The sequence below is a fragment of the Citrobacter sp. Ca225 genome (assembly GCF_030337175.1).
In the GTDB taxonomy this organism is placed as follows: domain Bacteria; phylum Pseudomonadota; class Gammaproteobacteria; order Enterobacterales; family Enterobacteriaceae; genus Citrobacter_A; species Citrobacter_A amalonaticus.
Window position 1 is genome coordinate 325,535 of the sequence record NZ_JAOWCD010000100.1, and the last position, 25,151, is coordinate 350,685.

The 25,151-nt window shown below is 55.0% G+C and carries 24 protein-coding genes, 1 tRNA gene and 2 other RNA genes; 8 read left to right on the top strand and 19 right to left on the bottom strand.

Annotated elements, in window-relative coordinates; all coding sequences use genetic code 11:
• Window positions 1-20 precede the first annotated feature (20 nt).
• Window positions 21-854, top strand: coding sequence for a curli production assembly/transport protein CsgG (gene csgG, locus OGW13_RS22305; protein ID WP_044258051.1), 834 nt, complete (start codon window positions 21-23; stop codon window positions 852-854).
• 32 nt (window positions 855-886) lie between these two features.
• Here csgG and OGW13_RS22310 read toward each other — a convergent pair whose 3' ends face one another.
• The 4 genes from OGW13_RS22310 to ghrA all read right to left on the bottom strand — a co-directional run bounded on the left by OGW13_RS22310 (window position 887) and on the right by ghrA (window position 3,819).
• On the bottom strand, window positions 887-1,378 hold the full coding sequence (locus tag OGW13_RS22310) for a DUF1097 domain-containing protein (protein WP_287116489.1): 492 nt from the start codon (window positions 1,376-1,378) through the stop codon (window positions 887-889).
• Between the two features lie 100 nt (window positions 1,379-1,478).
• Window positions 1,479-2,033 carry a TorD/DmsD family molecular chaperone gene (locus OGW13_RS22315; protein WP_043001033.1) on the bottom strand — a complete coding sequence of 185 codons (555 nt, stop codon included), beginning with the start codon at window positions 2,031-2,033 and terminating at the stop codon, window positions 1,479-1,481.
• Window positions 2,034-2,056: 23 nt separating this feature from the next.
• On the bottom strand, window positions 2,057-2,794 hold the full coding sequence (locus OGW13_RS22320; RefSeq protein ID WP_043001034.1) for a phosphatase: 738 nt from the start codon (window positions 2,792-2,794) through the stop codon (window positions 2,057-2,059).
• An 86-nt stretch (window positions 2,795-2,880) separates the two neighbouring features.
• Window positions 2,881-3,819 carry a glyoxylate/hydroxypyruvate reductase GhrA gene (gene ghrA, locus OGW13_RS22325; protein ID WP_043001035.1) on the bottom strand — a complete coding sequence of 313 codons (939 nt, stop codon included), beginning with the start codon at window positions 3,817-3,819 and terminating at the stop codon, window positions 2,881-2,883.
• 234 nt (window positions 3,820-4,053) lie between these two features.
• Between ghrA and OGW13_RS22330 the strand changes: the two genes are divergently transcribed.
• The 3 genes from OGW13_RS22330 to OGW13_RS22340 all read left to right on the top strand — a co-directional run bounded on the left by OGW13_RS22330 (window position 4,054) and on the right by OGW13_RS22340 (window position 4,492).
• A tRNA-Ser gene (locus OGW13_RS22330) sits at window positions 4,054-4,141 on the top strand.
• Between the two features lie 43 nt (window positions 4,142-4,184).
• Window positions 4,185-4,316, top strand: a non-coding RNA gene (locus tag OGW13_RS22335) — RtT sRNA.
• A gap of 43 nt (window positions 4,317-4,359) precedes the next feature.
• A non-coding RNA gene (locus OGW13_RS22340) (RtT sRNA) lies at window positions 4,360-4,492 on the top strand.
• A gap of 240 nt (window positions 4,493-4,732) precedes the next feature.
• Here OGW13_RS22340 and phoH read toward each other — a convergent pair.
• From phoH to putP, 5 genes are all read right to left on the bottom strand, one after another.
• Entirely contained in the window at window positions 4,733-5,521 is a 789-nt protein-coding gene (gene phoH / locus OGW13_RS22345; protein WP_043001036.1) for a phosphate starvation-inducible protein PhoH, read from the bottom strand.
• A 518-nt stretch (window positions 5,522-6,039) separates the two neighbouring features.
• Window positions 6,040-7,323 (bottom strand): iron uptake transporter deferrochelatase/peroxidase subunit, encoded by a 1,284-nt coding sequence (efeB, locus tag OGW13_RS22350; RefSeq protein ID WP_043001038.1) that lies wholly within the window; start codon window positions 7,321-7,323, stop codon window positions 6,040-6,042.
• A 5-nt stretch (window positions 7,324-7,328) separates the two neighbouring features.
• Entirely contained in the window at window positions 7,329-8,456 is a 1,128-nt protein-coding gene (efeO, locus tag OGW13_RS22355; RefSeq protein WP_156595338.1) for an iron uptake system protein EfeO, read from the bottom strand.
• 56 nt (window positions 8,457-8,512) lie between these two features.
• On the bottom strand, window positions 8,513-9,346 hold the full coding sequence (gene efeU, locus OGW13_RS22360; protein ID WP_054177330.1) for an iron uptake transporter permease EfeU: 834 nt from the start codon (window positions 9,344-9,346) through the stop codon (window positions 8,513-8,515).
• Between the two features lie 223 nt (window positions 9,347-9,569).
• A complete protein-coding gene (gene putP, locus OGW13_RS22365) occupies window positions 9,570-11,078 on the bottom strand; it encodes a sodium/proline symporter PutP (RefSeq protein WP_043001041.1) in 1,509 nt (502 codons plus the stop codon).
• Between the two features lie 397 nt (window positions 11,079-11,475).
• Between putP and putA the strand changes: the two genes are divergently transcribed.
• Together putA and OGW13_RS22375 are read left to right on the top strand one after the other, a co-directional pair.
• Window positions 11,476-15,438 (top strand): trifunctional transcriptional regulator/proline dehydrogenase/L-glutamate gamma-semialdehyde dehydrogenase, encoded by a 3,963-nt coding sequence (gene putA, locus OGW13_RS22370; RefSeq protein ID WP_043001042.1) that lies wholly within the window; start codon window positions 11,476-11,478, stop codon window positions 15,436-15,438.
• Between the two features lie 59 nt (window positions 15,439-15,497).
• Window positions 15,498-15,893: a lysozyme inhibitor LprI family protein gene (locus OGW13_RS22375; protein WP_043001955.1), complete on the top strand. Its 396-nt coding sequence runs from the start codon at window positions 15,498-15,500 to the stop codon at window positions 15,891-15,893.
• Here OGW13_RS22375 and rutR read toward each other — a convergent pair.
• Together rutR and OGW13_RS22385 are read right to left on the bottom strand one after the other, a co-directional pair.
• Window positions 15,890-16,528, bottom strand: coding sequence for an HTH-type transcriptional regulator RutR (gene rutR / locus OGW13_RS22380; RefSeq protein ID WP_043001043.1), 639 nt, complete (start codon window positions 16,526-16,528; stop codon window positions 15,890-15,892). The two genes, OGW13_RS22375 and rutR, sit on opposite strands and share 4 nt — an antisense overlap.
• Window positions 16,529-16,691: 163 nt before the next feature.
• Window positions 16,692-16,865, bottom strand: coding sequence for a con-10 family general stress protein (locus OGW13_RS22385; RefSeq protein WP_043001044.1), 174 nt, complete (start codon window positions 16,863-16,865; stop codon window positions 16,692-16,694).
• A 383-nt stretch (window positions 16,866-17,248) separates the two neighbouring features.
• Between OGW13_RS22385 and wrbA the strand changes: the two genes are divergently transcribed.
• Window positions 17,249-17,845: an NAD(P)H:quinone oxidoreductase gene (wrbA, locus tag OGW13_RS22390; protein WP_043001045.1), complete on the top strand. Its 597-nt coding sequence runs from the start codon at window positions 17,249-17,251 to the stop codon at window positions 17,843-17,845.
• A 20-nt stretch (window positions 17,846-17,865) separates the two neighbouring features.
• The gene (locus tag OGW13_RS22395) at window positions 17,866-18,093 is read left to right on the top strand and encodes a YccJ family protein (protein WP_042319758.1); all 228 of its coding nucleotides are present in this window, start codon (window positions 17,866-17,868) and stop codon (window positions 18,091-18,093) included.
• 36 nt (window positions 18,094-18,129) lie between these two features.
• Here the strand turns inward: OGW13_RS22395 and agp are convergent, their stop codons facing one another.
• From agp to OGW13_RS22435, 8 genes are all read right to left on the bottom strand, one after another.
• Window positions 18,130-19,371, bottom strand: coding sequence for a bifunctional glucose-1-phosphatase/inositol phosphatase (gene agp / locus OGW13_RS22400; protein ID WP_104446370.1), 1,242 nt, complete (start codon window positions 19,369-19,371; stop codon window positions 18,130-18,132).
• Window positions 19,372-19,458: 87 nt separating this feature from the next.
• Complete coding sequence (locus OGW13_RS22405) at window positions 19,459-20,166, bottom strand: ArsR/SmtB family transcription factor (RefSeq protein ID WP_044258062.1); 708 nt, start codon at window positions 20,164-20,166, stop codon at window positions 19,459-19,461.
• Window positions 20,167-20,215: 49 nt separating this feature from the next.
• Window positions 20,216-20,974 (bottom strand): sulfite exporter TauE/SafE family protein, encoded by a 759-nt coding sequence (locus OGW13_RS22410; RefSeq protein ID WP_043001048.1) that lies wholly within the window; start codon window positions 20,972-20,974, stop codon window positions 20,216-20,218.
• 86 nt (window positions 20,975-21,060) lie between these two features.
• Window positions 21,061-21,549, bottom strand: a complete 489-nt coding sequence (locus tag OGW13_RS22415) for a MarR family transcriptional regulator (protein ID WP_044327672.1) — start codon at window positions 21,547-21,549, stop codon at window positions 21,061-21,063.
• A 24-nt stretch (window positions 21,550-21,573) separates the two neighbouring features.
• Window positions 21,574-22,059: a TlpA family protein disulfide reductase gene (locus tag OGW13_RS22420; RefSeq protein WP_043001050.1), complete on the bottom strand. Its 486-nt coding sequence runs from the start codon at window positions 22,057-22,059 to the stop codon at window positions 21,574-21,576.
• A complete protein-coding gene (locus OGW13_RS22425; protein WP_043001051.1) occupies window positions 22,046-22,741 on the bottom strand; it encodes an ABC transporter ATP-binding protein in 696 nt (231 codons plus the stop codon). The genes OGW13_RS22420 and OGW13_RS22425 overlap by 14 nt, the downstream gene beginning before the upstream one ends.
• 4 nt (window positions 22,742-22,745) lie before the next feature.
• Window positions 22,746-23,876, bottom strand: coding sequence for an ABC transporter permease (locus tag OGW13_RS22430; protein ID WP_287116490.1), 1,131 nt, complete (start codon window positions 23,874-23,876; stop codon window positions 22,746-22,748).
• The gene (locus OGW13_RS22435) at window positions 23,866-25,149 is read right to left on the bottom strand and encodes an ABC transporter permease (RefSeq protein ID WP_287116491.1); all 1,284 of its coding nucleotides are present in this window, start codon (window positions 25,147-25,149) and stop codon (window positions 23,866-23,868) included. Before OGW13_RS22435 ends, OGW13_RS22430 begins: the two co-directional genes overlap by 11 nt.
• Between the last annotated feature and the right edge of the window lie 2 nt (window positions 25,150-25,151).

Consider the following 25,151-nt stretch of genomic DNA (forward strand, 5'->3'; position numbering starts at 1 on the left):
GCCACGTAAGGACAATCATCATGCAGCGCTTACTTGTATTCGTCGCCGTCATTTTACTGAGCGGATGCTTAACCGCCCCGCCAAAAGAAGCCGCTAAACCGACCTTAATGCCCCGTGCGCAAAGTTATAAGGATTTAACGCATTTACCGATTCCAACGGGCAAAATTTTTGTCTCGGTGTATAACATTCAGGATGAAACCGGGCAGTTTAAACCCTACCCGGCCAGTAACTTCTCAACAGCCGTCCCACAAAGCGCCACTGCGATGCTGGTCACCGCACTGAAAGATTCCCGCTGGTTTGTTCCACTGGAGCGCCAGGGACTGCAAAACTTGCTGAATGAACGTAAGATCATTCGTGCCGCTCAGGAAAACGGGACTGTCGCCATCAACAACCGAATCCCGCTACAGTCGCTGACGGCGGCAAACATCATGGTTGAAGGGTCGATTATCGGCTACGAAAGTAACGTGAAATCCGGCGGCGTCGGTGCGCGTTACTTCGGTATCGGCGCAGACACGCAGTACCAGCTTGACCAGATTGCTGTGAACCTGCGCGTAGTCAACGTCAGCACCGGTGAGATCCTCTCCTCGGTCAACACCAGTAAAACCATTCTGTCTTATGAAGTGCAGGCTGGGGTGTTCCGCTTTATCGATTATCAGAGACTGTTGGAAGGTGAAATTGGCTACACCTCCAACGAACCGGTGATGTTGTGCCTGATGTCCGCCATTGAGACGGGCGTCATCTTCCTCATCAACGATGGTATCGATCGTGGGTTGTGGGATTTGCAGAATAAAGCCGATCGCCAGAACGACATTCTGGTGAAATATCGTCATATGTCGGTACCGCCGGAATCCTGATGATCAGGATAAAAAAAAGCGTGAGGATTTCCTCACGCTTTTTTATTTTCCGCAACGGTTCGCGTACTGTGTCTTTCTCGTCGGGCCGCCAGCCACAGTCCACTATTTTTCATGGCATAGCCAAAGAGCAAACCGACCGCCAGTGAAGGCAAGACCAGCTTCCAGTCCCCCTGCTCGGCAAACGTGGCGCATGCACCGATAAATGTGCCTGGCACAAATGACAGTAAAACTTGCTTTGCCTGGATACACATCAGGAAGGCCACCACGCCGGTAATCACATAACCCACCAGTTCGAGATGCGGCGTCAACGCGCTACCGTAAATAATGACCAACGCCCACACCACGCCGCTCAACAGCGTGGAGGCCGAAATGGCCAACCCCTTTAACCCACCCTGCGGACAGGCGAAATAGGCGGTACAGCCTAAAAAGCCAGCCCAACTGAGTAAGCCAAGAGACACGGCCACCCATCCCCAGATACCGGAGAGAATGCCCGTTGTGATTGCAATGGAAAGAAGTATGTTCATGCCGCGCATGATAGCAGAAAACGACAATATGAATGAGATCACGCACACAATTTATGCAATGATTGAATCAAGTTGCATACAAAAGTGATGCGTATCACAATTATTCATCAGTCTCTTCTTCCAGTTCATCCCACATCGCGCCAATGGCATCGCGTGTTAACGGCGCCATCGTTCGCCAGAAAGGGGTTGCGGCGTGCGCTTCCACTTTACCGAGGAAGGTATCACACCACGGAATGATGTAGTCCGCGAACAGAGTTTCCTGCGCCTCGCTTTCATCCTCCGCAGACTGATCTTCCAGCCAGGAGGCGGCCAGCAGCAACGTACCAATATGATCGGCTGGCGTTTCGCCAAGCGGCATACCCCGTGCAGAAAGGAAGGAGCGCACTTCTGATTCTGTCGCCCCTTCCACCCACGCGCTGCGATACGGTGGCACCGCGCACTCCGCACCGACAAACAGCGCGTTGTAATCCGCCGCCAACGGGGTCATATCACAGCTTTTCTGCAGACGCGCTAACAGTTCATCTTGCTCAAGCGGCCAGCTCGCCTGGAGTTTACCCTCGCGAATCAGGGTAAAAAGCGGAACCAGCAAAGGATCCTGCGGTTGACGGTAATACAGCGATCCCAGTACGCGGCACAGGATTGAAAACTCGTTCATCAAAATATTCCAGCTCGTGGTAGTTAAAGTTCAGCAAATTCAGGAATCGGCGCCATTCCGCGTGATTCCAGGAAATTGAGTAATCGCTTCGGGGTCACGTTCAAAATACGATCTTCCGGGAAATTCACCTCTTCGATAATTTTCAGACACTCACCGAAATCGCCCATTGTAAAGGCGGTATGAGAATCTGAGCCCAACGCCACCCAGCCGCCAGCATCACGTACCGCTGCCGCTACCGCGCGACAGTTTGCTTCACTGCCTTTGCGTGAATGAAGGAAGGAAGAGTTGTTAATCTCCAGTGCAACATTGTATTTTGCCGCAGCCTCGGCAATTGCCGTGATATCAACGGGATACTTCGGGTTTCCAGGGTGGCTAATGATATGCACAACGCCGCTCGCCATGGTGGCGATCATCGCCTGCGTATTGGTGGCTTCATCGTGGGGGGCGAAAACCGGCTCATGGAAGCCCGCGATGATCAGATCCAGTGAGGTGAGCATCGGCCCGGTGCAGTCGATTTCACCTTCGATATTTTTGATATTTGCCTCAATGCCTCGCAGGATCCCGACCCCATCCACCACGCGCGGCCAGATACGCATATTGATGAAATGCCAGTGGTGTGGAGCATCCGCCATGTCCGGACCGTGATCGGTAATTGCGAACAGTTTCAGTCCCTGACGCTTCGCCTGGGCGATGTAATCGCTCAGAGTACTATAAGCATGGGTGCTGGCGACGGTATGCATATGCAGGTCAACGGGATACATGTCTCTCTCCTGTGGTCATTTTTCGACAAGGATAGCAGGAATCGCCTGCGTTTATTAGTCGAAACCCGGCAGATGCCGGGTTTCCCTTAGTAACCGCGCTGACGGTCGACCTGCCCGGTCACCGCTTCGCCGTTTTCCAGATGCGAAATCGTGCGGGAAATATAGGCGACGGCTTCAGCAGGACGCGTGACTGCCGCAATGTGCGGCGTCATCGCCACACGCGGATGTTTCCACAGCGGACTATCCACAGGCAGCGGTTCACGGCTGAAGACATCCAGCATCGCCCCTTTGAGTTTATTACTGTTCAGTGCGGCGAGCAGATCATCTTCATTAACGTGCACGCCACGCGCGAGATTCAGCAGATACGCCCCATCCTGCAGTTGGTCAAGCAGTTTGCCATTGATAATGCCGACCGTTTCCGCCGTATTGGGCAGCAGATTTATCAACACGCGAGTCTGGCTAAGGAATGCGCCTAACTCTTCAGTGCCAGCGAAACTCTCAACGCCAGGCCAGGTTTTACGACTGCGACTCCAGCAGCGCAGCGGGAAACCCCAGGCCTGCAAACTTTCAGCCACTTTCGCGCCCAGTACGCCAGCGCCCATGATTCCCACGGTAAACGTCTCGCGCGTATATTCCGGCAGCGGTCGCCATTGGCTCTCGTTTTTCAGCGCCTGGTAATCATCAAAACGGCGGAACCAGTGCAGCACCTGACTGACCGCGTATTCCTGCATCTGCAAGCCCATACCAGTATCTTCGAGACGAAAGAGAGGAATGGCGGGATCCAGCATCGTGGGATGGGCTTTCAGTTTGCTCAGGATCGAATCTACACCCGCCCCAAGTGCGAACACCGCCTTCAGTTTACGCCCTTCCAACATTTCTACCGGTGGATGCCAGACCAGCGCATAATCTGCCGGATCGGTATCGCCCTGCTTCCACTCCCGGACTCTGGCACCCGGAATAGCCTTTTCCAGGGCAGCGATCCACCAGGGGGTATCAAACGTAGGGTGATAGAAAATGATATCCATATTGACTCCTGCGGGTTGTTGTGCGGAATTTTTCGCACTTATTATCATCGTTTTCAAAGGGATCATCAGCATAGCAAATTCGCTGGCGCTGGCAAAAAAAGCAGTTTTCGCCTAATTAACCTACAGGTTGCTTGAAGTTTGTATAAACGCACGATTTTTTGGAAAAGTTGATTGACGCAGGCGGCGTATTTCCCTAAATTAGCGCCCGTTCCAGTCGTTGAGGAACAACAATATGGTGAGGTGTCCGAGTGGCTGAAGGAGCACGCCTGGAAAGTGTGTATACGGCAACGTATCGGGGGTTCGAATCCCCCCCTCACCGCCATATTTCAGATAAGAGCCGGTACTTATGTATCGGCTCTTTTCTTTTATATTCCTCAATGGGGGGGATGAGAATCCCCGACCGGGGTCGACAACGGGCGCAGCCCGTTGGACGGAATGGCCGCAGGCCATGACGCCCGCAGGGCGAGCGAAGCGAGTCAATCCCCCCCTCACCGCCATATTTCAGATGAGAGCCGGTACTTATGTATCGGCTCTTTTCTTTTATATTCCCCAATGGGGGGGATGAGAATCCCCGACCGGGGGTCGACAACGGGCGCAGCCCGTTGGACGGAATGGCCGCAGGCCATGACGCCCGCAGGGCGAGCGAAGCGAGTCAATCCCCCCCTCACCGCCATATTTCAGATGAGAGCCGGTACTTATGTATCGGCTCTTTTCTTTTATATTCCTCAATGGGGGGATGAGAATCCCCGACCGGGGGTCGACAACGGGCGCAGCCCGTTGGACGGAATGGCCGCAGGCCATGACGCCCGCAGGGCGAGCGAAGCGAGTCAATCCCCCCCTCACCACCCTATGTGACATTCGCCTAAAAAACAAAGCCCGGTTTTCCCGGGCTCTGAGCGCAAAGATTGCTAACTTAACTGTACGCATTCAGCGTTCGTTGGCAGAGCGCCGAGCGAACGCAATCATCTTTATTGAAGCGAACAATCCCTATCATTTCATCTTCTTTAAAGCGGGCCAGCGCGTCACTGAGCCCTGACTGAACATGAGGGGGTAAATCGCACTGGGTAATGTCCCCGTTGACGATAACCGTCACATTCTCCCCGAGGCGCGTTAAGAACATCTTCATTTGCGCAGCAGTGACGTTCTGAGCCTCGTCAAGAATGACCACTGCATTTTCAAATGTACGTCCGCGCATGTAGGCGAACGGCGCGATTTCCACCTTACCGATTTCAGGTCGCAGGCAATACTGCATAAAAGATGCCCCGAGTCGTTTAACCAGCACGTCATAAACCGGCCGGAAATAGGGAGCAAACTTCTCCGATACATCTCCAGGTAAGAAGCCGAGATCTTCATCAGCCTGCAGAACTGGACGGGTGACAATGATCCTGTCTACATCTTTATGTATCAGGGCCTCTGCTGCTTTTGCCGCACTGATCCAGGTTTTACCACACCCGGCTTCGCCCGTAGCGAAAATCAGTTGTTTACTCTCGATAGCATTCAGGTAGTGCGATTGAGCCTCATTGCGCGCCATGATTGGCGTGGCGTCGCGACTGTCGCGCGCCATGCCAATCGCTTCTACGCCACTCATCTGCACAAGCGAGGTGACCGATTCTTCTTCACGCTGTTTATGACTGCGTGAGTCCCGTCTCAGCACACGTTTTGCTTCACGACGAGCTTTGATCACTGCTTTTTGTCTTCCCATGGATAGCACCTTGAGTTGTTGGTATTCATCACACGCGCCGTTGGCAGCGCGATTATGCGCACGAACATCTGCGGGTTGGCTTCCTTGTAAGCCATTGCTTGCCTTTCGAATAGACGCCACACACGGCTACGCGCACCGAATATGGCGTCAGTAACACGAAGAAGAGGGGAAAATGAGAGAAATTTAGCGGTGACGAGATGGCTACCGGAGGAGAGACTTCCGCGTAATAGGCTGCAAAAACTGTCAGAAACGTGTCCACGAGAGGACTTTACCATTCGCGATCTCCATAGTGAATAACCATCACTGCCGGGAACTACCGCTATTACGTATAATTACATCAGAACTTAGCAATAACGCAACAATATTTTTACCTGACGTTAACTAAATTCTCATTTCTGTTGGCAACAGTCTCTTACGGAGATATTACAAAATTATTTCAAAAAACGGATCATATAAAAAAAGAATATTTTCAGCCGCGTGAGACGCAACATACCCCGCCCACAGACGGGGTATCACTTTCAGGCTTCAAGCAGAGACTGGCCCAGATAGCGATCGGCCTGCTTGATTCCCGGTAGCGCGAAGAAATAGCCGCCGCCAATCGGCTTAACGTACTCTTCCAGCGCTTCGCCGTTTAGCCGCTTCTGCACGGTCAGGAACCCTTTTTCCAGGTCGTGTTGATAGCAGACAAACAGCAATCCCATATCAAGCTGTCCGGATGGCGTCACGCCAAGGGAGTAGCTGTATCCACGACGCATCATCAGGCTCGACTGCGTCTGCGCCGTGCGTGGATTCGCCAGACGAATGTGGCTGTCCAGCGCAATGACGTTGCCGTCCGGGTCGCTGGCGTAATCCGGCACATCATGTTCGTGCTGCATCCCCAACGGAGCGCCGGTGTGCTTATCGCGGCCAAAAATGGTTTGCTGCTCTTTGAGCGGCGTGCGATCCCAGAATTCGACGCGAAACTGAATCAGACGAACAGCCTGATAAGATCCGCCAATGGCCCACGCCGGTTCCCCCTGCTCCGCCGTCACCCACACCACGTCCTGCATCAGCTTTACATCGCTGCTGTCCGGATTCGCCGTACCGTCTTTAAAGCCCAGTAAATTGACCGGAGTCTCTTTACCCTTACTGCGCGCCGCATGGTCGGATATAAACCCTTCTCGCTTCCAGCGAACGCTCAGCAAATCCGGCGTATGTTTGATGATATCGCGCAGGGCATGGATCACCGTGTCCTGGGTGTTTGCGCAAATCTGTAGCAACACATCGCCATGGCATAACGCCGCATCCAGAGAGTCATTCGGGAAACGGGTCATTTTCTGCAACGTCTTTGGCATCTGCGCCTGTAGGCCAAAGCGCGTATCGAACAGAGAATGCCCCACCGACAGCGTCATGGTCAGGTTATCCGGCGCGATGAAGGCGCCGAGGATCCCGGAGTCCATTGGTGGCATACGCGGGTTCGGCGTTTCCGGTGCCGGGCCGCCAGTGGTCAGGAAAGCAATACGTTTCGTCAGCAGGCGAAACAATCGTTCGAGCTCACCTTTATCCGATGCCAGAACGTCAAATGCCACCAGCATCATTGAAGCCTGCTGCGGCGTCAAAATACCCGCCTGATGGGGACCGTAAAAAGGCTGAGTCTCGCTACGAGCATCCGGCGACAAGGTTCCCGGCGCGCTTTGCGGCTTTTGCGCATGGGCGACCGGACAACCGCCGGCCAACGCCAGCGCGCCGCCGAGCGCGCCCATTCCTTTCAACAAACGTCTGCGTGACGGTTCGCTCACGCCGTTTTTATTATCATGCTGCATGGTGCTTAATCCAGACCCAGTACACCGCGTAATTGCGCGAGATCTTCCGCCAGCGTCGTAATCGGGCCTTTCAGCGCGTTGCGATCTGCATCGGTCAGTTTATCGTAAGTCTCAAAACCGTCTTTGGTGCGATATTTCGCGAGGATGGTATCCACTTTTTTGAAGTTCGCATCCACTTTTGCTAACAGCTCGCTGTTCTCTTTTTGCAGTTGCGGACGCAGCAGGTTTACGATCTTCTGCGCTCCGTCAACGTTCGCCTGGAAATCCCACAGATCGGTATGGCTGTAGCGATCTTCCTCGCCGCTGATTTTACTGGCCGCCACTTCTTCAATCAGTCCTGCTGCACCGCCAACCACTTTTGACGGTGGGAATGCCAGTTCACTGATGCGTTTTTGCAGATCCAGAACGTCGGTATTTAACTGATCGGCGTAGTTCTCCATCCCTTTGACCGAGTTATCGCCAAACAGCGCTTTTTCCAGACGGTGGAAGCCGGTAAATTTCGGGTCGGCGGCTTTCTGTTCGTAATCGTCTTCACGGGCATCGATGCTGCCGTCAAGATCGGAGAACAGCTCAGCAATCGGCTCGATACGTTCGTAATGCTGACGGGTTGGCGCATACAGTGACTTCGCTTTCTCCAGATCGCCCGCCTTAATGGCATCGGTGAAGGCTTTAGTTCCCGCCACCAGCTGCGCGGTCTCTTCGGTCACATAGGCTTTATAGTTGGTGATAGCGCCACCCAGACTCAGCAAAGTGTCACTCTGCGCGGCATCAGCCGTCGCGCTGCCCTTAACAATCAACTTCCCTTTCGGGTTAGTCAGCAGGCCACAGGTCATGTCATATTCGCCCGGTTGCAGATTGGCAGTCATCTTCTGGCTGAATCCCGGCGCGATGTTTTCGCGTTCTTCAACCACCATCACCCCCTTCAGGATCTCCCATTCCAGCGCTTTCTGACTGTGGTTTTGAATGATGAACTGGGTTTTGCCGGCATTAACCGTAATGCTCATCGGCTCACATTGTTTATCCGTTACCGTGACGTTAACCTGCGGAATATCCGCAGCATGGGCAGTAAAAGCAGAAGCAAACAGTGCAGCCATGCCAAGCTGCAGCGCACTACGGCGAAAGTGATTCGTCATGACCATCCCTTTAAATAAGTATGTTGTAACTACATAATAGTTTGCGTCGCGAAGCGTCAAGGCGCTGCGCGGGACGCGGTTGTGCCTGTGCGCAGCGGCAATGCAAACACCACCAGCGCCGGTATCAGATAGATAAACCAGACCGCAACTTCACTGACGCTCGGAGCTTCCTGGTAGCCAAAAATGCCTTCCATCAAAGTGCCAAACAGCGAGTGCGTCGAAAGAATAGCGCTCATATCAAATGCCACGTCCTGGAAGTGATTCCACAATCCTGCTTCGTGGAAGGCGCGAATCGCGCCTGCAGCAAGACCGGCCGCCACCAGCAAAATGAACAGGCTGGTCCACTTAAAGAAAGCGCCCAGGTTCAGACGGATACCGCCCCAGTAGAGTAAGAAACCGAGAACAATCGCAGTCGCCAGCCCCATCATGGCCCCCACCGGCGGCCAGATCCCGACATCCTGTTGAAAGGCCGCCAGCAGGAAAAAAACGGATTCCAGCCCTTCACGCGCCACGGCGAAAAAGACCATCATGATCAGTGCCCAGCCGTGGTGATTACCGCGCTGTAATGCGCTGTCGACCGCCTGCTCCAGTTGGACTTTGACGTTGCGCGAAACCTTACGCATCCAGAACACCATCCAGGTGAGGATCACCACAGCAATCACCGCAACGATACCCTCAAACAGTTCCTGCTCCTTCTGCGGAAACTCACCGGTGGTCTCGTTGATGAAGATCCCAAGGCCCAGACACAGCGCCGCCGCCAGAAATACACCAATCCACATCACGCCAATCCAACGGCCTCGTTGGGTACGCTTCAGATAGCTGGCAATCAGGCTGACTATCAGCGCGGCTTCCAGCCCTTCACGCAACATAATTAGAAACGGAACAAACATGCCAGACACCCTTAAACGTTATTCTTAGTCAACTGATGCAAAGAAAGGTAAATTACAGTGATAGTGATTATCATTACGGCAAGAGAAAACTCAAGCAGAATGTAATGATAATGATGTCAGAATGTAAACACTTAGCGGGTTAATGATTGTGGCAGGAAGCGATAGCTGAAAAAGACAAAAAAGCCCGCACGAAGCGGGCCTGATTAGTCAGTGAACTGAGACGTTAGCCTTCCTGCAAACGCGATGGCGGTGCGGAATGATAGTGCGCGTCAGCCTCAGCAAAGCGTTTGAGCATCGCCGATGATGGCGCTTTACCCAACAGACTGAAGACGACGATACCGACGCTGCCGAAGATAAAGCCCGGAATGATTTCGTACAGATCCAGCCAACCGAAATGTTTCCAGACGATCACCGTCACGGCACCGATAATCATCCCGGCCAGTGCGCCGTTGCGAGTCATACGCGACCACATCACCGAGAACAGTACCACCGGACCAAACGCGGCGCCGAAACCAGCCCAGGCGTAGCTCACCAGACCCAGCACCCGGTTATCCGGGTTCGCCGCCAGGGCAATCGCCACCAGCGCGACCACCAGCACCATAATGCGCCCTACCCAAACCAGCTCCTGTTGGCTGGCACCTTTGCGCAGGAACGCTTTGTACAGATCTTCGGTAATGGCGCTGGAGCATACCAGCAACTGACAGCTGAGCGTTGACATTACCGCCGCGAGAATCGCAGACAGCAGGATACCGGCAATCCACGGGTTAAACAGGATTTGCGCCAGTTCGATGAACACGCGCTCCGCGTTCTGATTCACCGACCCCGCCAGCGCCGGATTGTTGTTGAAGTAAGCGATGCCGAAGAAACCGACCGCGACCGCGCCTGCCAGACAGAGGATCATCCAGGCCATGCTGATACGGCGGGCATGAACGATGCTGTGGTGGGAATCCGCCGCCATAAAACGTGCCAGAATGTGTGGCTGACCGAAGTAGCCCAGGCCCCAGCCCATCAGGGAAATGATGGCGACGAAATTCAGCCCTTTGAGCATATCAACGTTCTCAATGCTCTTCTGTTTAATGACTTCCAGCGAATCGCCAAAGCCCCCAACGCTGATGATGACAATCACCGGCGTCAGGATCAGTGCAAAAATCATCAGACTGGCTTGTACGGTATCCGTCCAGCTTACCGCGAGGAATCCGCCAATAAAGGTATAGAGGATGGTGGCCGCCGCGCCTGCCCACAGTGCGGTTTCGTAGCTCATGCCAAAGGTGCTTTCAAACAGACGCGCCCCTGCCACGATGCCGGATGCACAATAAATAGTGAAGAACAGCAGAATTACCAGCGCGGAGATAATGCGCAGAACCCGGCTCTTGTCTTCAAAGCGCCCGGTGAAGTAGTCCGGCAGCGTCAGGGCGTTATTATTATGTTCGGTGTGCACGCGAAGGCGCCCGGCCACCAGCTTCCAGTTGATCCACGCCCCTAACGTCAGGCCGATGGCAATCCAGCTTTCTGAAATCCCGGAAATGAAAATCGCGCCCGGTAAGCCCATCAGCAGCCAGCCGCTCATATCCGACGCGCCCGCAGATAATGCGGTGACAAATGGCCCGAGACTGCGGCCCCCCAAAATATAATCATCAAAGTTCTTGGTTGAACGCCAGGCGATAAAACCAATCAGTATCATGCCAAAAATATAGACACAGAACGTCACCAGCATCGGTGTGCTAATTGCCATAAAATCTCCAGACTCTTCTGTTTTATTGCTCTGCCGGAACGTGGCAAAGCCTGTTGTATTTCCCGGGCGACCGTATCCTGCCGGAAGCGCGGTTTATTCACAATCGATTTAACACATCATTTACATCAAATTTAAATGCAGATGAACACTATTTTCTGGCAGGTTGCACTCTCTCACATTTTTCGCGGTTGCACCTTTTAAAAGTGTTAACTGCCGCAGAGAAAAAGATAGCGTTATTATTTTTCCCAACGTCATACATCTTTCTTTTATTAACATTTCATTCATTTTTAAGCTTGTTATACAGGTCACATTTAACGTGGTTGCACAAAGTTGCAACATAGTAGATATTTCTCGATAACGATAAGCAGTACCTCACCGAACAACAGGAGCAGATGGCATGGGAACCACCACGATGGGGGTTAAACTGGATGACGCAACGCGCGAGCGCATTAAGTCAGCGGCAACGCGAATTGATCGCACCCCGCACTGGTTGATTAAGCAGGCAATCTTTAATTACCTGGAAAAACTGGAAAACGATGACACGCTGCCAGAAATTCCTGCGCTATTGGCCGGAGCCGCCAACGAAGGCGATGAATCCACGGCACCGCAGGAAGAGATCCATCAACCTTTCCTGGAATTTGCCGAGCAGATCCTCCCACAGTCGGTCTCGCGTTCCGCCATTACCGCCGCGTATCGTCGCTCTGAAACTGACGCGGTCTCGATGCTGATGGAACAGGCGCGTCTGCCGCAGCCGGTAGCCGAACAGGCCCATAAGCTGGCTTACCAACTGGCGGATAAACTGCGTAATCAGAAAACAGCCAGCGGCCGTGCCGGTATGGTGCAAGGCTTGCTGCAGGAGTTTTCTCTCTCTTCGCAGGAAGGGGTGGCGCTGATGTGTCTGGCGGAAGCGCTGCTGCGTATTCCGGATAAAGCCACGCGCGATGCCTTAATCCGCGACAAAATCAGCAACGGTAACTGGCAGTCGCACATTGGTCGTAGTCCGTCGTTGTTCGTCAACGCGGCGACCTGGGGTCTGCTGTTCACCGGTCGTCTGGTCTCCACCCATAACGAAGCCAGCCTTTCTCGCTCTCTGAACCGCATTATCGGTAAGAGCGGTGAGCCGCTGATCCGTAAAGGCGTCGATATGGCGATGCGTCTGATGGGCGAACAGTTCGTGACCGGAGAAACCATTGCCGAAGCGCTGGCGAATGCCCGTAAGCTGGAAGAAAAAGGCTTCCGCTACTCCTACGATATGCTGGGTGAAGCCGCGCTGACCGCAGCTGATGCGCAGGCCTATATGGTCTCCTATCAGCAGGCGATTCATGCGATTGGTAAAGCGTCGAACGGACGCGGGATTTATGAAGGTCCGGGGATCTCTATCAAGCTCTCCGCCCTGCACCCGCGTTATAGCCGTGCCCAGTACGATCGTGTGATGGAAGAGCTCTATCCGCGCCTGAAGTCGTTGACGCTGCTGGCGCGCCAGTATGATATCGGCATCAATATCGATGCCGAAGAGGCCGACCGTCTGGAGATCTCCCTCGATCTGCTGGAAAAACTGTGTTTTGAACCTGAACTGGCTGGCTGGAACGGTATTGGTTTCGTCATTCAGGCGTACCAGAAACGTTGCCCGTTCGTCATCGATTACCTGATCGATCTGGCCACCCGCAGCCGTCGCCGTCTGATGATCCGCCTGGTCAAAGGCGCCTACTGGGATAGCGAGATCAAACGCGCCCAGATGGACGGTCTGGAAGGCTACCCGGTTTACACGCGCAAGGTCTACACCGATGTCTCTTATCTCGCCTGCGCGAAAAAGCTGCTCGCCGTACCGAATTTGATCTACCCACAATTTGCGACCCACAACGCCCATACGCTGGCAGCCATTTATCAGCTGGCCGGGCAGAACTACTATCCAGGTCAGTATGAGTTCCAGTGCCTGCACGGAATGGGTGAGCCGCTGTACGAACAGGTCACCGGTAAAGTGACGGATGGCAAACTTAACCGTCCGTGCCGCATTTATGCACCGGTTGGCACCCATGAAACGCTGCTGGCGTACCTGGTGCGTCGTCTCTTGGAAAACGGGGCGAACACCTCCTTTGTTAACCGTATCGCGGATACCACGCTGCCGCTGGACGAACTGGTGGCCGATCCGGTCGAGGCCGTTGAAAAACTGGCGCAGCAGGAAGGTCAGACCGGTCTGCCGCATCCGAAAATTCCGCTGCCGCGCGATTTGTACGGCAAAGGGCGCGAAAACTCTGCCGGTCTGGATCTTTCCAACGAACATCGTCTGGCCTCACTCTCCTCTGCCCTGCTCAACAGCGCGCTGCAAAAATGGCGAGCGTTGCCGATGCTCGAGACGCCGGTTGCCGAGGGCGAAATGAGCCCGGTGGTCAACCCGGCAGAACCGAAAGACATCGTCGGTTATGTCCGTGAAGCCAGTGAAACTGAAGTCGAACAGGCGCTGCAAAGCGCGGTGAACAATGCTCCTATCTGGTTTGCGACGCCGCCGCATGAACGTGCCGCCATCCTCCATCGCGCTGCCGTGTTGATGGAAGGCCAGATGCAACAGCTGATCGGCATTCTGGTGCGTGAAGCCGGTAAGAGCTTCGCCAACGCCATTGCCGAAGTGCGTGAAGCAGTAGACTTCCTGCATTATTACGCCGGTCAGGTGCGTGACGATTTTGATAATGAGACCCACCGCCCGCTCGGTCCGGTTGTTTGCATCAGCCCGTGGAACTTCCCGCTGGCCATTTTCAGCGGACAAATCGCCGCCGCGCTGGCTGCAGGCAACAGCGTACTGGCAAAACCCGCGGAACAGACGCCGCTTATCGCAGCCCAAGGCATTGCCATCTTGCTGGAAGCTGGCGTACCGCCGGGCGTGGTGCAACTGCTGCCTGGCCGGGGTGAAACGGTGGGCGCGCAATTGACCGCCGACAGCCGCGTGCGCGGCGTGATGTTTACCGGTTCTACCGAAGTGGCGACGCTGCTGCAACGTAACATCGCGACGCGTCTGGATGCACAGGGACGTCCGATTCCCCTGATCGCCGAAACGGGCGGCATGAACGCGATGATCGTTGACTCGTCTGCCCTCACCGAACAGGTGGTGGTCGACGTACTGTCCTCGGCATTTGACAGCGCCGGACAGCGCTGCTCCGCGCTGCGCATACTCTGTCTACAGGATGATATCGCCGACCACACGCTGAAAATGCTGCGCGGCGCGATGGCCGAATGCCGGATGGGCAACCCGGGGCGTCTGACCACCGATATCGGTCCGGTGATCGACAGTGAAGCCAAATCCAATATTGAACAGCATATTCAGGCTATGCGGGCGAAAGGTCGTCCGGTATTCCAGGCGGCGCGTGAAAACAGTGAAGATGTCCGTGAATGGCAAAGCGGTACATTCGTTGCGCCAACGCTGATCGAACTGGAAAGCATTGACGAGCTGCAAAAAGAGGTCTTTGGTCCGGTTCTGCACGTTGTACGCTACAACCGCAACAACCTGGACGCGCTGATTGACCAAATCAACGCCTCCGGCTACGGTCTGACGCTGGGCGTCCACACCCGTATTGATGAAACCATTGCCCAGGTCACCGGTTCGGCGCACGTAGGCAACCTGTACGTTAACCGGAATATGGTGGGGGCGGTCGTCGGCGTACAGCCGTTCGGCGGCGAAGGACTCTCGGGGACCGGCCCAAAAGCCGGTGGGCCGCTCTATCTCTACCGTCTGCTGGCAAATCGTCCGGAAAATGCGCTGGCCATCACTCTGGCGCGTCAGGATGTGGACTATCCGGTAGACGCCCAGTTGAAAGCCGCGCTGATCCAGCCGCTGGAAGCGCTCAGCGAGTGGGCGGCCGATCGCCCTGTGTTACGTCAACTTTGCCAACAGTTTGGCGAACTGGCGCAGGCCGGTACGCAGCGTCTGCTGCCTGGCCCTACCGGGGAGCGTAACACCTGGACGCTGTTACCGCGTGAGCGCGTACTGTGTATCGCGGATGATGAACAGGATGCGCTGGTGCAACTTGCCGCCGTCACTTCGGTCGGGAGTCAGATTTTGTGGACTGACGATGCTTTCCACCGTGACCTGGCGAAACGCCTGCCGGCAGCGGTTTCTGCCCGCATTGCGTTTGCGAAAACCGACAGCCTGACAACGCAGCCTTTTGATGCGGTGATCTTCCACGGCGATTCCGATCAGCTTCGTGCCCTGTGTGAAGCGGTAGCAGCCCGTGAAGGCGCGATTGTCTCGGTACAAGGTTTCGCCCGTGGTGAAAGCAATATTCTGCTGGAGCGACTGTACGTCGAGCGTTCGTTAAGCGTGAACACGGCAGCCGCCGGAGGTAACGCAAGCCTGATGACAATTGGCTAAGGCTGTGGTTAATTAAGGCTCCGGAAACGGGGCCTTTTTTTATGGAGCCAGAGGGAATGATGAAACGAATACTACTCACCTGCGCTGCGCTGCTGCTCAGCGGTCAGGCGCTGGCCGATGACTGCGCAAATGCCAGCACGCAAGCGGAAATGAATACCTGTGCCGTCACCCAGTATCAGACGGCAGACAAAGAACTGAATGAAACGTATCAGAATGCGCTGAAACGCGCAGCCCCGCCACAGCAGGAACTGCTGAAAAAGGCGCAGACCGCGTGGATCGCCATGCGCGATGCCGACTGCGCGCTTATCAGCTCCGGCACCGAGGGGGGAAGTGCTCAGGTGATGATCGCCAATCAGTGTCTGGCGGATAAAACCGCCGAGCGTGAAGCGTTTCTCGCCTCGCTGCTACAGTGCGAAGAAGGCGATATGAGCTGCCCACTGCCGCCTGCCAATTAACGAACGCGAATTCCCTCAATAATCATGCGTTGAACGTTTTCAACCGTCTGATTAAAAAAGGTTTCGTCACGCAGCGTTGCGCCCGTCACCGCCTCAACCTGAGGCGCAAAATCGGCGTAATGCTGTGTTGAAGCCCAAATCATGAAGATCAGATGATGCGGGTCGATCGGCGCCAGTTTGCCGCTCTTCACCCAACCGGCAATCAGGGCGGACTTTTCATCAATCAGCGTTTTCAGATCGCCGGTCAATTCATCCATCAACAGCGGCGCACCGGCCAGCATCTCCATGCAAAAAAGACGCGAGGCCTGCGGGTAATCACGGGACACTTCCAGCTTCAGCCGGATGTACTTTTTAATGGCAGCCAATGGCGCAAAATCTTCCCTAAACGCTTTTAAGGGCGCCAGCCAGATATCCAGAATTTGACGTAGCACGGCGACATACAGCGCCTCTTTTGACGGGTAGTAATAAAGAAGATTGGTTTTGGAGACGCCGGCCTGCTCGGCAATGTGTTCAATACGGGTGCCGTGAAAACCATATTGTGAAAACGTATTTAATGCGGCTGTCAGAATCGCTTCGCGTTTCGCGCTGACCGCCTGCGAGCGTTTACCTGTTTTTTTCTCAGCACGTTCGGCCATGCCCTTTCCTTGTTCGGTGAATCTGTCAGTGGCGCATAGTCTGCGTGGCGTTTCCTTTCAGTTCAACCTGACGGGCAAAAAAAACCGCCGGAGTATCCGGCGGCGGTGGCGTCATCACGCAGTAAGGGGAGGCTGAACATGATGATCGACAAGTGCGGCAATGCTAGCTGTTACGGCTACCACCACTGCTCTTGCCCCCTTTTTTACCTGCTTCAGAGGCACGCTGCGGGTCATTTTTAAAATTCCCCCCGCTGTGCTGACCACCTTTCTTACCTGCTTCTGATGCTCTTTCGCGGTCTTCGGCAAAATTACCGGAACCGCCTCGATGGTTTGCCATTACTGACCTCCGTCATTGATTAGACATCATATTGCATAGGTACTGAGGAGTGACTCCTCACGCCACGGATGGCGGATGCCATTCACCTCGCGACGTGAAACTAAGCTTAGGCAATACAGAGCGTTCGGCCCGCCGCTGGTAATATCCTGCAACAGCTTAAGTCCGTGTTGAGAAATAATTGCCTCAGTTTATCAATAAGCCTTTCTTATGATTAGCAAAATTTAGCGGCGAGAAAATGTATCATTTTGCTACAAAACAGGCTGTCCTAAAATTTGTTATAAATCAAAGAAATGGTCGTGATATTTGCACTCTCAGCGCCACGTCATATCTTTAAAGAGGGTAGCGAATCGCTACAGACACGGTTAATACGAGGAGTAGTACAAATGGCTAAAGTTCTGGTGCTTTATTATTCCATGTACGGACACATCGAAACGATGGCGCACGCGGTAGCGGAAGGGGCAAACAAAGTGGACGGCGCAGAGGTCGTGATTAAGCGTGTACCGGAAACCATGCCAGCTGAAATTTTTGCCAAAGCCGGAGGCAAGACGCAAAATGCGCCCGTCGCCACCCCGCAAGAACTGGCGGATTACGACGCCATTATTTTTGGTACGCCAACGCGCTTTGGCAATATGTCAGGCCAGATGCGTACCTTCCTCGATCAGACGGGCGGATTGTGGGCGTCCGGCGCGCTGTATGGCAAACTCGCCAGCGTTTTCAGTTCTACCGGGACAGGCGGCGGTCAGGAACAAACGATTACGTCTACATGGACTACACTTGCCCATCATGGGATGGTGATTGTGCCCATCGGCTACGCCGCACAGGAACTGTTCGATGTTTCGCAAGTTCGCGGTGGTACGCCTTATGGCGCAACGACCATTGCCGGGGGTGACGGTTCACGCCAGCCCAGTCAGGAAGAACTCTCTATCGCACGTTATCAGGGCGAATACGTTGCCGGTCTGGCAGTGAAGCTCAACGGCTAATCTTCAACGGGAGGATAAGAATGCCAACTCAAGAAGCGAAGGCTCATCACGTCGGTGAGTGGGCAAGTCTGCGCAATACATCGCCGGAAATAGCCGAAGCCATATTTGAAGTTGCCGGATATGACGAAAAGCTGGCAGAAAAAATTTGGGAAGAAGGCAGCGATGAAGTGCTCATCAAAGCCTTTGATAAGACAGATAAAGACGCGCTCTTCTGGGGCGAACAGACCATCGAACGTAAAAACGTTTAAGCCGTTAAATCCCCCGCTTGCGCGGGGGAACCTCATTTATTTCGCCGCCTCATTCAGCAGCGCGTCAAACTTGTCGATCGGACAGAAACCGTTCGCATCAATCGGGCATCCTTTCAACTCCAGAGTCACGCGTTGCGCCGGGGCTTTCAGCGTCAGCACATCCGCATTACGCAGCTGCTCTGAACTCTGATACACATACTCAATTTTCATCAGATCGCGGTTGGCCTTCGTGTCATGCCAGCGCTGGAAGACAATTTTGCCGCCAATCGGCGTACGTTCGTTTTGATCATGTAACTGATAGGGTTTGAATTCCAGTGCGGTAAGCAGTGAGGCGATGTTTGAGTCATGCCCCACCAGCACGGTAATTTTCGGCGCTTTCGCCTGTTCGGTCACCAGCGCTTTGTCGATGTATTTCACCAGCGGTTTCGCCACGTTACGTGCGACCTCCGCAGAGGTAAACAGGCTGTCCTGATAGCCATTTTTCAGTTTCGACAACACCTTCCATTGCTGATCGGATTTAATTTCGCCCCAGGCCACCTGATCCATCGGGAATCCTTCGTAGTATTGCAGCGTGAAGGCGTCCACCAGCGAGTTCCCCACTTTCAGCGGTCCGGAGACACCGGGCTCCTGCTCATAGTTCGCGCTAAAGGTATCTTTAGCGTCAGTCAGCGAACACTGCTGTTTTTCCTTGCATGATGGCGAGTCTTTGTAGTTGATCATCTGTTCCAGCAACTTGTAGCTGTCATCAAGTTGCATCTGGCCGCGCTCTTTTTCCATCGCCTGTACGGCTTTCTCGCGGAAAGCCGCCGAATCATCGGTGATCACCGGGTTAAAGGTGGGGTCCATGGTGCCCATTTTTTCCTGGTGATGCACCGGAACATCGCAGCCAGGGAACGCACCGGTGATAAAGAACTGGGCGGTCGCGACCGTACGCTGCAGACTGTTGGCATAGGTATAGACCGTATCCGGTGCCGGGCACTCGCCGGATTTCACCATCCCCTGCTCTGCCAGCCATTCACGCATGTAATGGCCCATATACACTTCCAGCACGCCACCTTTGGTGGTGAGCTGTCCGCCCGGCACATCCCATTCAGGCCATTTATTCGGAGTGGACTGCTCCAGCACGCTGCCATTGTTCGCCAGCGGCGCACGTAAGTTATGTCGACTCATCATCAATACTTGCTGTAGCTGATAGCCTTCCGGCACCGTTTGTGCCTGCGCGGCAGAAGACACCATCACAACCCCTGCCACAGCGGCGGCAATTAACGATTTGTTCATCCCTACGACCTCGTGTTGTTATTCGTCATTCATAAGTGTGACAGATATATGACACATTTTTGGGAACGAGACCGCAAAAACAGGGATTCAGCGCATCATATTGATGCCAAATATCATTTGCAGCTTGCGGATCCCGGAGGGCGTGAAGGTGACCTGGCGGCTTCCCGGTGCTGTTTTGATCCACCGCTGCCCGGTAAGCCAGGTCAGTAGCGCCGCGCCAAGTACACCACCCAGATGATAACGTCGCTCGCTCCAGTCCAGACAGCCGCAGCTAAATTTGCGTCGCGACACGCTGGCCTGTACCACAATGCCCAGATCCGCCAGTTTCTCCTCACCCAGAGGCGTCAGGGTTTCGCCATCTGCCGTCAGCCACTGTCGGGAAACCAGCGTATCAAACAGTCTCACCGCCACTTCTCCGGCCAGATGGTCATAACAGGTCCGCGCCTGACGCAAACTCAAAGGCGTAGTGATTTTCCGCGACGCCGTTGATGTCCAGGCGACGCCCATCAGACGCTCCAGCAGTTCCGCAATGTCTGCGCTTGCAAGGCGAAAATAGCGGTGCCGCCCCTGGGCGAGAGAAACCACGAACCGCTGCTCGCACAGACGGGCCAGGTGCGCACTGGCGGTAGACGGCGAGATATCCGCCACCGCGCTCAGTTCCGTCGCCGTCCATGCCCGGCCATCCATCAGCGCACACAGCATCCGGGATCGCGATTTGTCCGCCATCACCGCCGCCGTCAGCGCCATTCGTGATTCGAGTTCGCCGTCTTCTTCATTTACGACTATTGACGTCATACTGACCTCTCAGCCTCGGGGAGGGGTTAACCATGGCACGATTTTGTCATTAAGTCACAGCACGGAGCATCATTTCGATACTTAGCCCCAGCAGACAAAACAGAAAGCAACGTTTAAAGACAACGGGTGAGATGACCCGTCGGATACGAGTGCCTGCCCACTGGCCGAGCAGCGCCGGAACGATGGCGAATGCCGATAAGCTCAGCGACTGCACGGGGAGCGCGTCGTGCCACCACAGACCCAGTGCTAACGCCAGCGTGGAAAAGGTAAAAGAGATACCGAGCGCCTGAACCAGTTCATCCTTCTCAAAGCCCAGCGACTGGATCCACGGCACCGCCGGCATCACAAAGACGCCCGTTCCGCCGGTCAACAAGCCGGTAGCGAATCCGACAACCAGTGAGAGCGGTTTTTCACGCCGCGGTGCGATCGCAATTCGTTTTCCCGCCAGGGTCCAGAGCGCATACACCATCAGCGCCAGCCCGAGCGCAAACTGTGTGCGGGAAGTCTCGCCACCGGTGATCCAGACGCTGGCCAACAGTGTGGCAATCACCACCGTTAGCAGCATAGGCCAGAGTCGCTTCAGCAACATCCGGGTATTTCCACCGCCGCCAAACTGAAACAGATTGCTGATAAGCGAAGGTAACAACAGCATAGCCGCCGCCGCAACCGGAGAGATCAGCGAGCCGAGGATCCCCATTGCCACAGTAGGCAGCCCCATGCCGGTGACGCCTTTCACCATCCCAGCAAGAACAAAGGTTAAGGCAATCATCACAACCTGGTCGGGGTCGAATGCAAAAAGAAGGGTCATGCTTCAGCGTCCTGTAAGGAGAAGATGACCTATCCTGAATGCTTGCGACGATGCTTGCTTCGTCAGCGAACGAAATGTGGTTTCCGCTATTCAGAGATAATGACTTCATGGCGGATGTTACGCGCGCAGTAGGCTGTCCCGTCTTTGAGATACAGTTCCTGAAAACGGCTGTTATCCATCGGTTGTTGCAGTCGCGTACGCTCGGTATCGACAAACTCTTTTTGCACGCGGTAATGCACCGCATCCTGTGTTTCGAACGCGATAAACTCGCGGGTGGCATAGGGCTTATGTTTCAGTTTGACATAGACGATGTACTGCACCGTGCTGAACGTAAGCCCGGTTCGCACGGCAATCTCCTTCATGGTCAGCGGTTCATCGGATTCATACAATGCCTGAACCTGTTGAATTCTCTTCTGGCTATACGCCGACACACGCAAACTGAGTTTCAGCCGGTAAGCCATATTGCGCACCACCGTCACATTGGTGCACAGCATCTGCGCAATGTGTTGCGTCGAGAGGACGCCCGCGTTTTCACGCAGGAGAGCCAGGCTCTCGTCGTTCCAGATAAATGCCATCAGCGGTATCCCTCCACCGAAAACTTATTGCCCCGCGAGACGGGCGAACGTGGCGGCTAATTCCGCCGGTTTACGCATTCCCTGATGCCACTCCAGCACCCGGCCTTGTGGATCAATCAGGACCGAGGTCGGTGTGCCGATGACCTGGTATCGTTCCTGAGTGATTTTCATCTGATCGCGAAGGACCGGATACGACACCTGGTGCTTCGCCAGTAGCGCATCCAGGTTGACCGTACCCGGATCGGTATTCACCGCCACCACTACCACGCTATCGCCCCATTTCTGGCTGAGCGTTTCCAGCGAATCCATCTCCGCCAGACAACCACCGCAGCCTGCCGACCAGAAATTGAGGTAGATGGATTTTCCCTGCCAGCGATCCAGTCCGGACTCCTGGCCTTGTAAATCGAAGGCCGCCAGCGCCGGAGCCGTTTCGCCGACAGCCAGCTTTTCCTCTTTACAGCCACTGAGCAATACCGCCAGTGAGAGAATGAAAACGTTAAGCCAGCGCATGTTGCATCGCCTCCTCTCCCAGATACTTTCCATGTTGCAGACGCAAAATGCGATCGGCAAACTGCCCAAGCGCCGGGTTATGCGTCACCATGACTATCGTGCGCCCCTGGCGGTGCAAATCGGTAAGCAAATCCAACACCCGCTGTTCATTCTCTTCATCGAGGTTGCCTGTCGGTTCATCCGCGAAAATGACCGGCGGCTCATTCACCAGCGCCCGCGCAATACAGACACGCTGCTGCTCCCCACCGGAAAGCTGGCTGGGTAAATGGGTGACGCGGTGCCCAAGGCCGACCTGTTCCAGTACTTTTCTGGCTGCTGCCTCGTCCACCACGCTGTGGTAGTGCTGCGCCAGCATGATATTTTCCAGCGCGGTTAAAAAGGGAATGAGATGGAATTGCTGGAACACCAGGCCAATCTTCTCGGCGCGAAAACGACGCCGTCCCTCTTCATCCAGCGCGGCGGCGTCCGTACCCTCAAGAAACACCTGACCTTCCGTTGCGGTATCCAGACAGGTGAGGATGTTCATCAGCGTCGTTTTCCCGGAGCCGGAGGCCCCCATGATGGCGACAAACTCCCCTTGCGTAATTCGCAGGTTAATATCATCCAGGGCGGTAACGTCGCCAAACCGTTTATAGAGGTGACGTGTTTCGATCGCCACCTGTGGAATCTGCGTCACGGACATGGCGCTACTCTCCTTTCAGCACGTTAGCGGGTTCGACGCTGACCGCACGCCGTACCGGAACAATCGCCGCCAGAATGGCGACCAGTAAAGACAATACGAGGGTGATGGGCAGCACCGGCAGACGCAGCGAGATCGCCGCGTTGAATACTGTCAGTCCCAACAGTTGCGCCAGCAAATACCCCAACAACCAGCCGCACACTACGGCCGCAAGGGCGATAATGCAGGTTTCCAGCAAGATTTGCCGTACGATGTCGCCATTGCTGGCACCCAGCGCTTTTTGCAGAGCGAACTCGCGGGCACGCTCGCCGACTATCGCCATCAGGGTGGTATTCACGCACAGGGAAGAGAGCGCCAGAATCACCAGCGATACCAGTCCCATCAGCCCTTTGATCTTATCCAGCACCTGTCCTTCTGAGGCGGAGACTTTACGCACCGGGCGAATCTCCAGATCCGGATACTGGCTTTGCAACCGGCTGGCATAGCGATCAACCTGGCCAACATCATTACTGACGCTCAACAGGCCGTGGCTGATTTTCCCCGGCTGATGCAGCCAGGCTTGCGCCACGTCGAGGCTGACGATCAGCATGTTGTCCGTGGCGTAACCGGCTTCAACAATGCCTTTAATCTGCAGGTTTTTCCGCTGGTTATGATCGACCAGCGCGACGTTATCGCCGGGCTGAACGTTGAGGCGCTCCGCCAGCTTGACGCCAATCATCGCGTTGCGATCGTCGAAGCTGACGCCAATCCAGCTCCCCTGGACCTGCCAGTAAGGCACCAGTTTTTGCAATGATTCAAACCAGACGCCGACGATCACCACTTTTTCCAGTTCGGTACGCGCCATGCCGTATAACCACGGACTGGCACCGTGAACCAGCCCCGCTGGCGCATCATCCAGAAGGGTCTGTAGCTCCCGCTGCGGCATACTCGCGCCGTGCCCCGGCCCGATGTAGAAGTTGGCGCCGAAGGTGCGTAACTCTTCACTCATTTTAGTATTGATGTCGAACCATACCGCGCTCAGCGCCGTCACGATGGTCGCCCCCACCATCAGCGCGGCAAAAACCACGCTGACCCGCTGAAAACGCAGGCGCAGCGCCCGCCACACCAGCAGCCAGAGCATTGTCCGTTTAGCGGCCATACAGCACCTCCACGGGATACAGTCGCGCAATGCGCCGCGCCGGGAACCAGGTTCCGATCAGGGCAATCAACATCGCAACCACCAGTACACATGGCACCACAATCCACGCGAATTCAAGCGGTGCGTCGAACAGCATCACGCCAATCGCTTTCGCCAGCCCCCATCCGGCAACGCATCCCAGCGCCCCGCCTGCCAGCCCACTGGAAGCGGCTTCGAGGTAGAACAGCAGCATGATCTGCCACTGACGCGCGCCAAGCGCCTTCATCAGACCGATCTCTTTGGCTCGTTCCATAATGGTGCTGGTCATCAGCGAGGCGATCCCCATTGCCGATGCCGCCAGCGCGGCAATCGTCACCACCGCCATCAGCAACTGAATTTTGTCAATCACCACCCCTTCAGAGGCGGCGACTTGCCAGACCGGGCGCACCTCCGCCCCGGAGATCGCCTCCTCCAGTTGGTGGGCGATAGAAGAAACATAAGCAGTGCAGTACCAGAGGTCGTACTCTTCCGCATTAAGCGCATCCAGATTTTCCCGCGCGCGACGTGAAAGCTCATTTTCCGGTACCGTCAGCGCCGAAACACGAATGGCCTGCACCTTGCCGGGCAACCCCAATAGCGTCTGCGCTATCGCGAGCGGCATCACCAGTTGGTTATCTTCCTCGCCGCCGCTGGAGAGGATCCCGCTGACGGTGACAGGCACTGTTGTATCCGCGTTGTTTAATACCAGCGTATCACCCGCTTTCCATCCTGTTTGTCGCGCCAGCGCATGCCCCACGAGCGTTTGCGGTGGACTGTTCTCGCCTTCCTGCGGCCAGTCGCCGGTCACCTGCCAGAACGGGCTAACCGTTTTCTGTCCGGTTTCATATCCCCCTTCATCCGGAATATCGACCGGTTGGCTGAAGAACGTCCCGAGAATGCGCACCGCGTTATCGTTCACGGTGACTTCACCGCCCAGCATCGGCGCAAAACCGACAATGTTATTGCGCCAGAAAATATCTTTGATATTCGGCAATTCAGCTTCATCAAGGAAATCCTGCCCAGAGAGCGGATTACTGCTTTCGCTAAACAGCGCAGGCAATGCCGCTTGTCCGGCAGGCTCAATCAGGATGTTTGCGCCGTAGGATTTGAGCTCCCTCGACATTTTGTCACCGATATCGATCGACACCGCCAGCAGCGCCGAGATCAGGCTGGCTGCAAGAAAGACCGTGATAATCGCCAGCCCTTTACGCCGCAGGTTGCGTCCCCAGGATTGTCGTAACATTCGCCACAGCATCG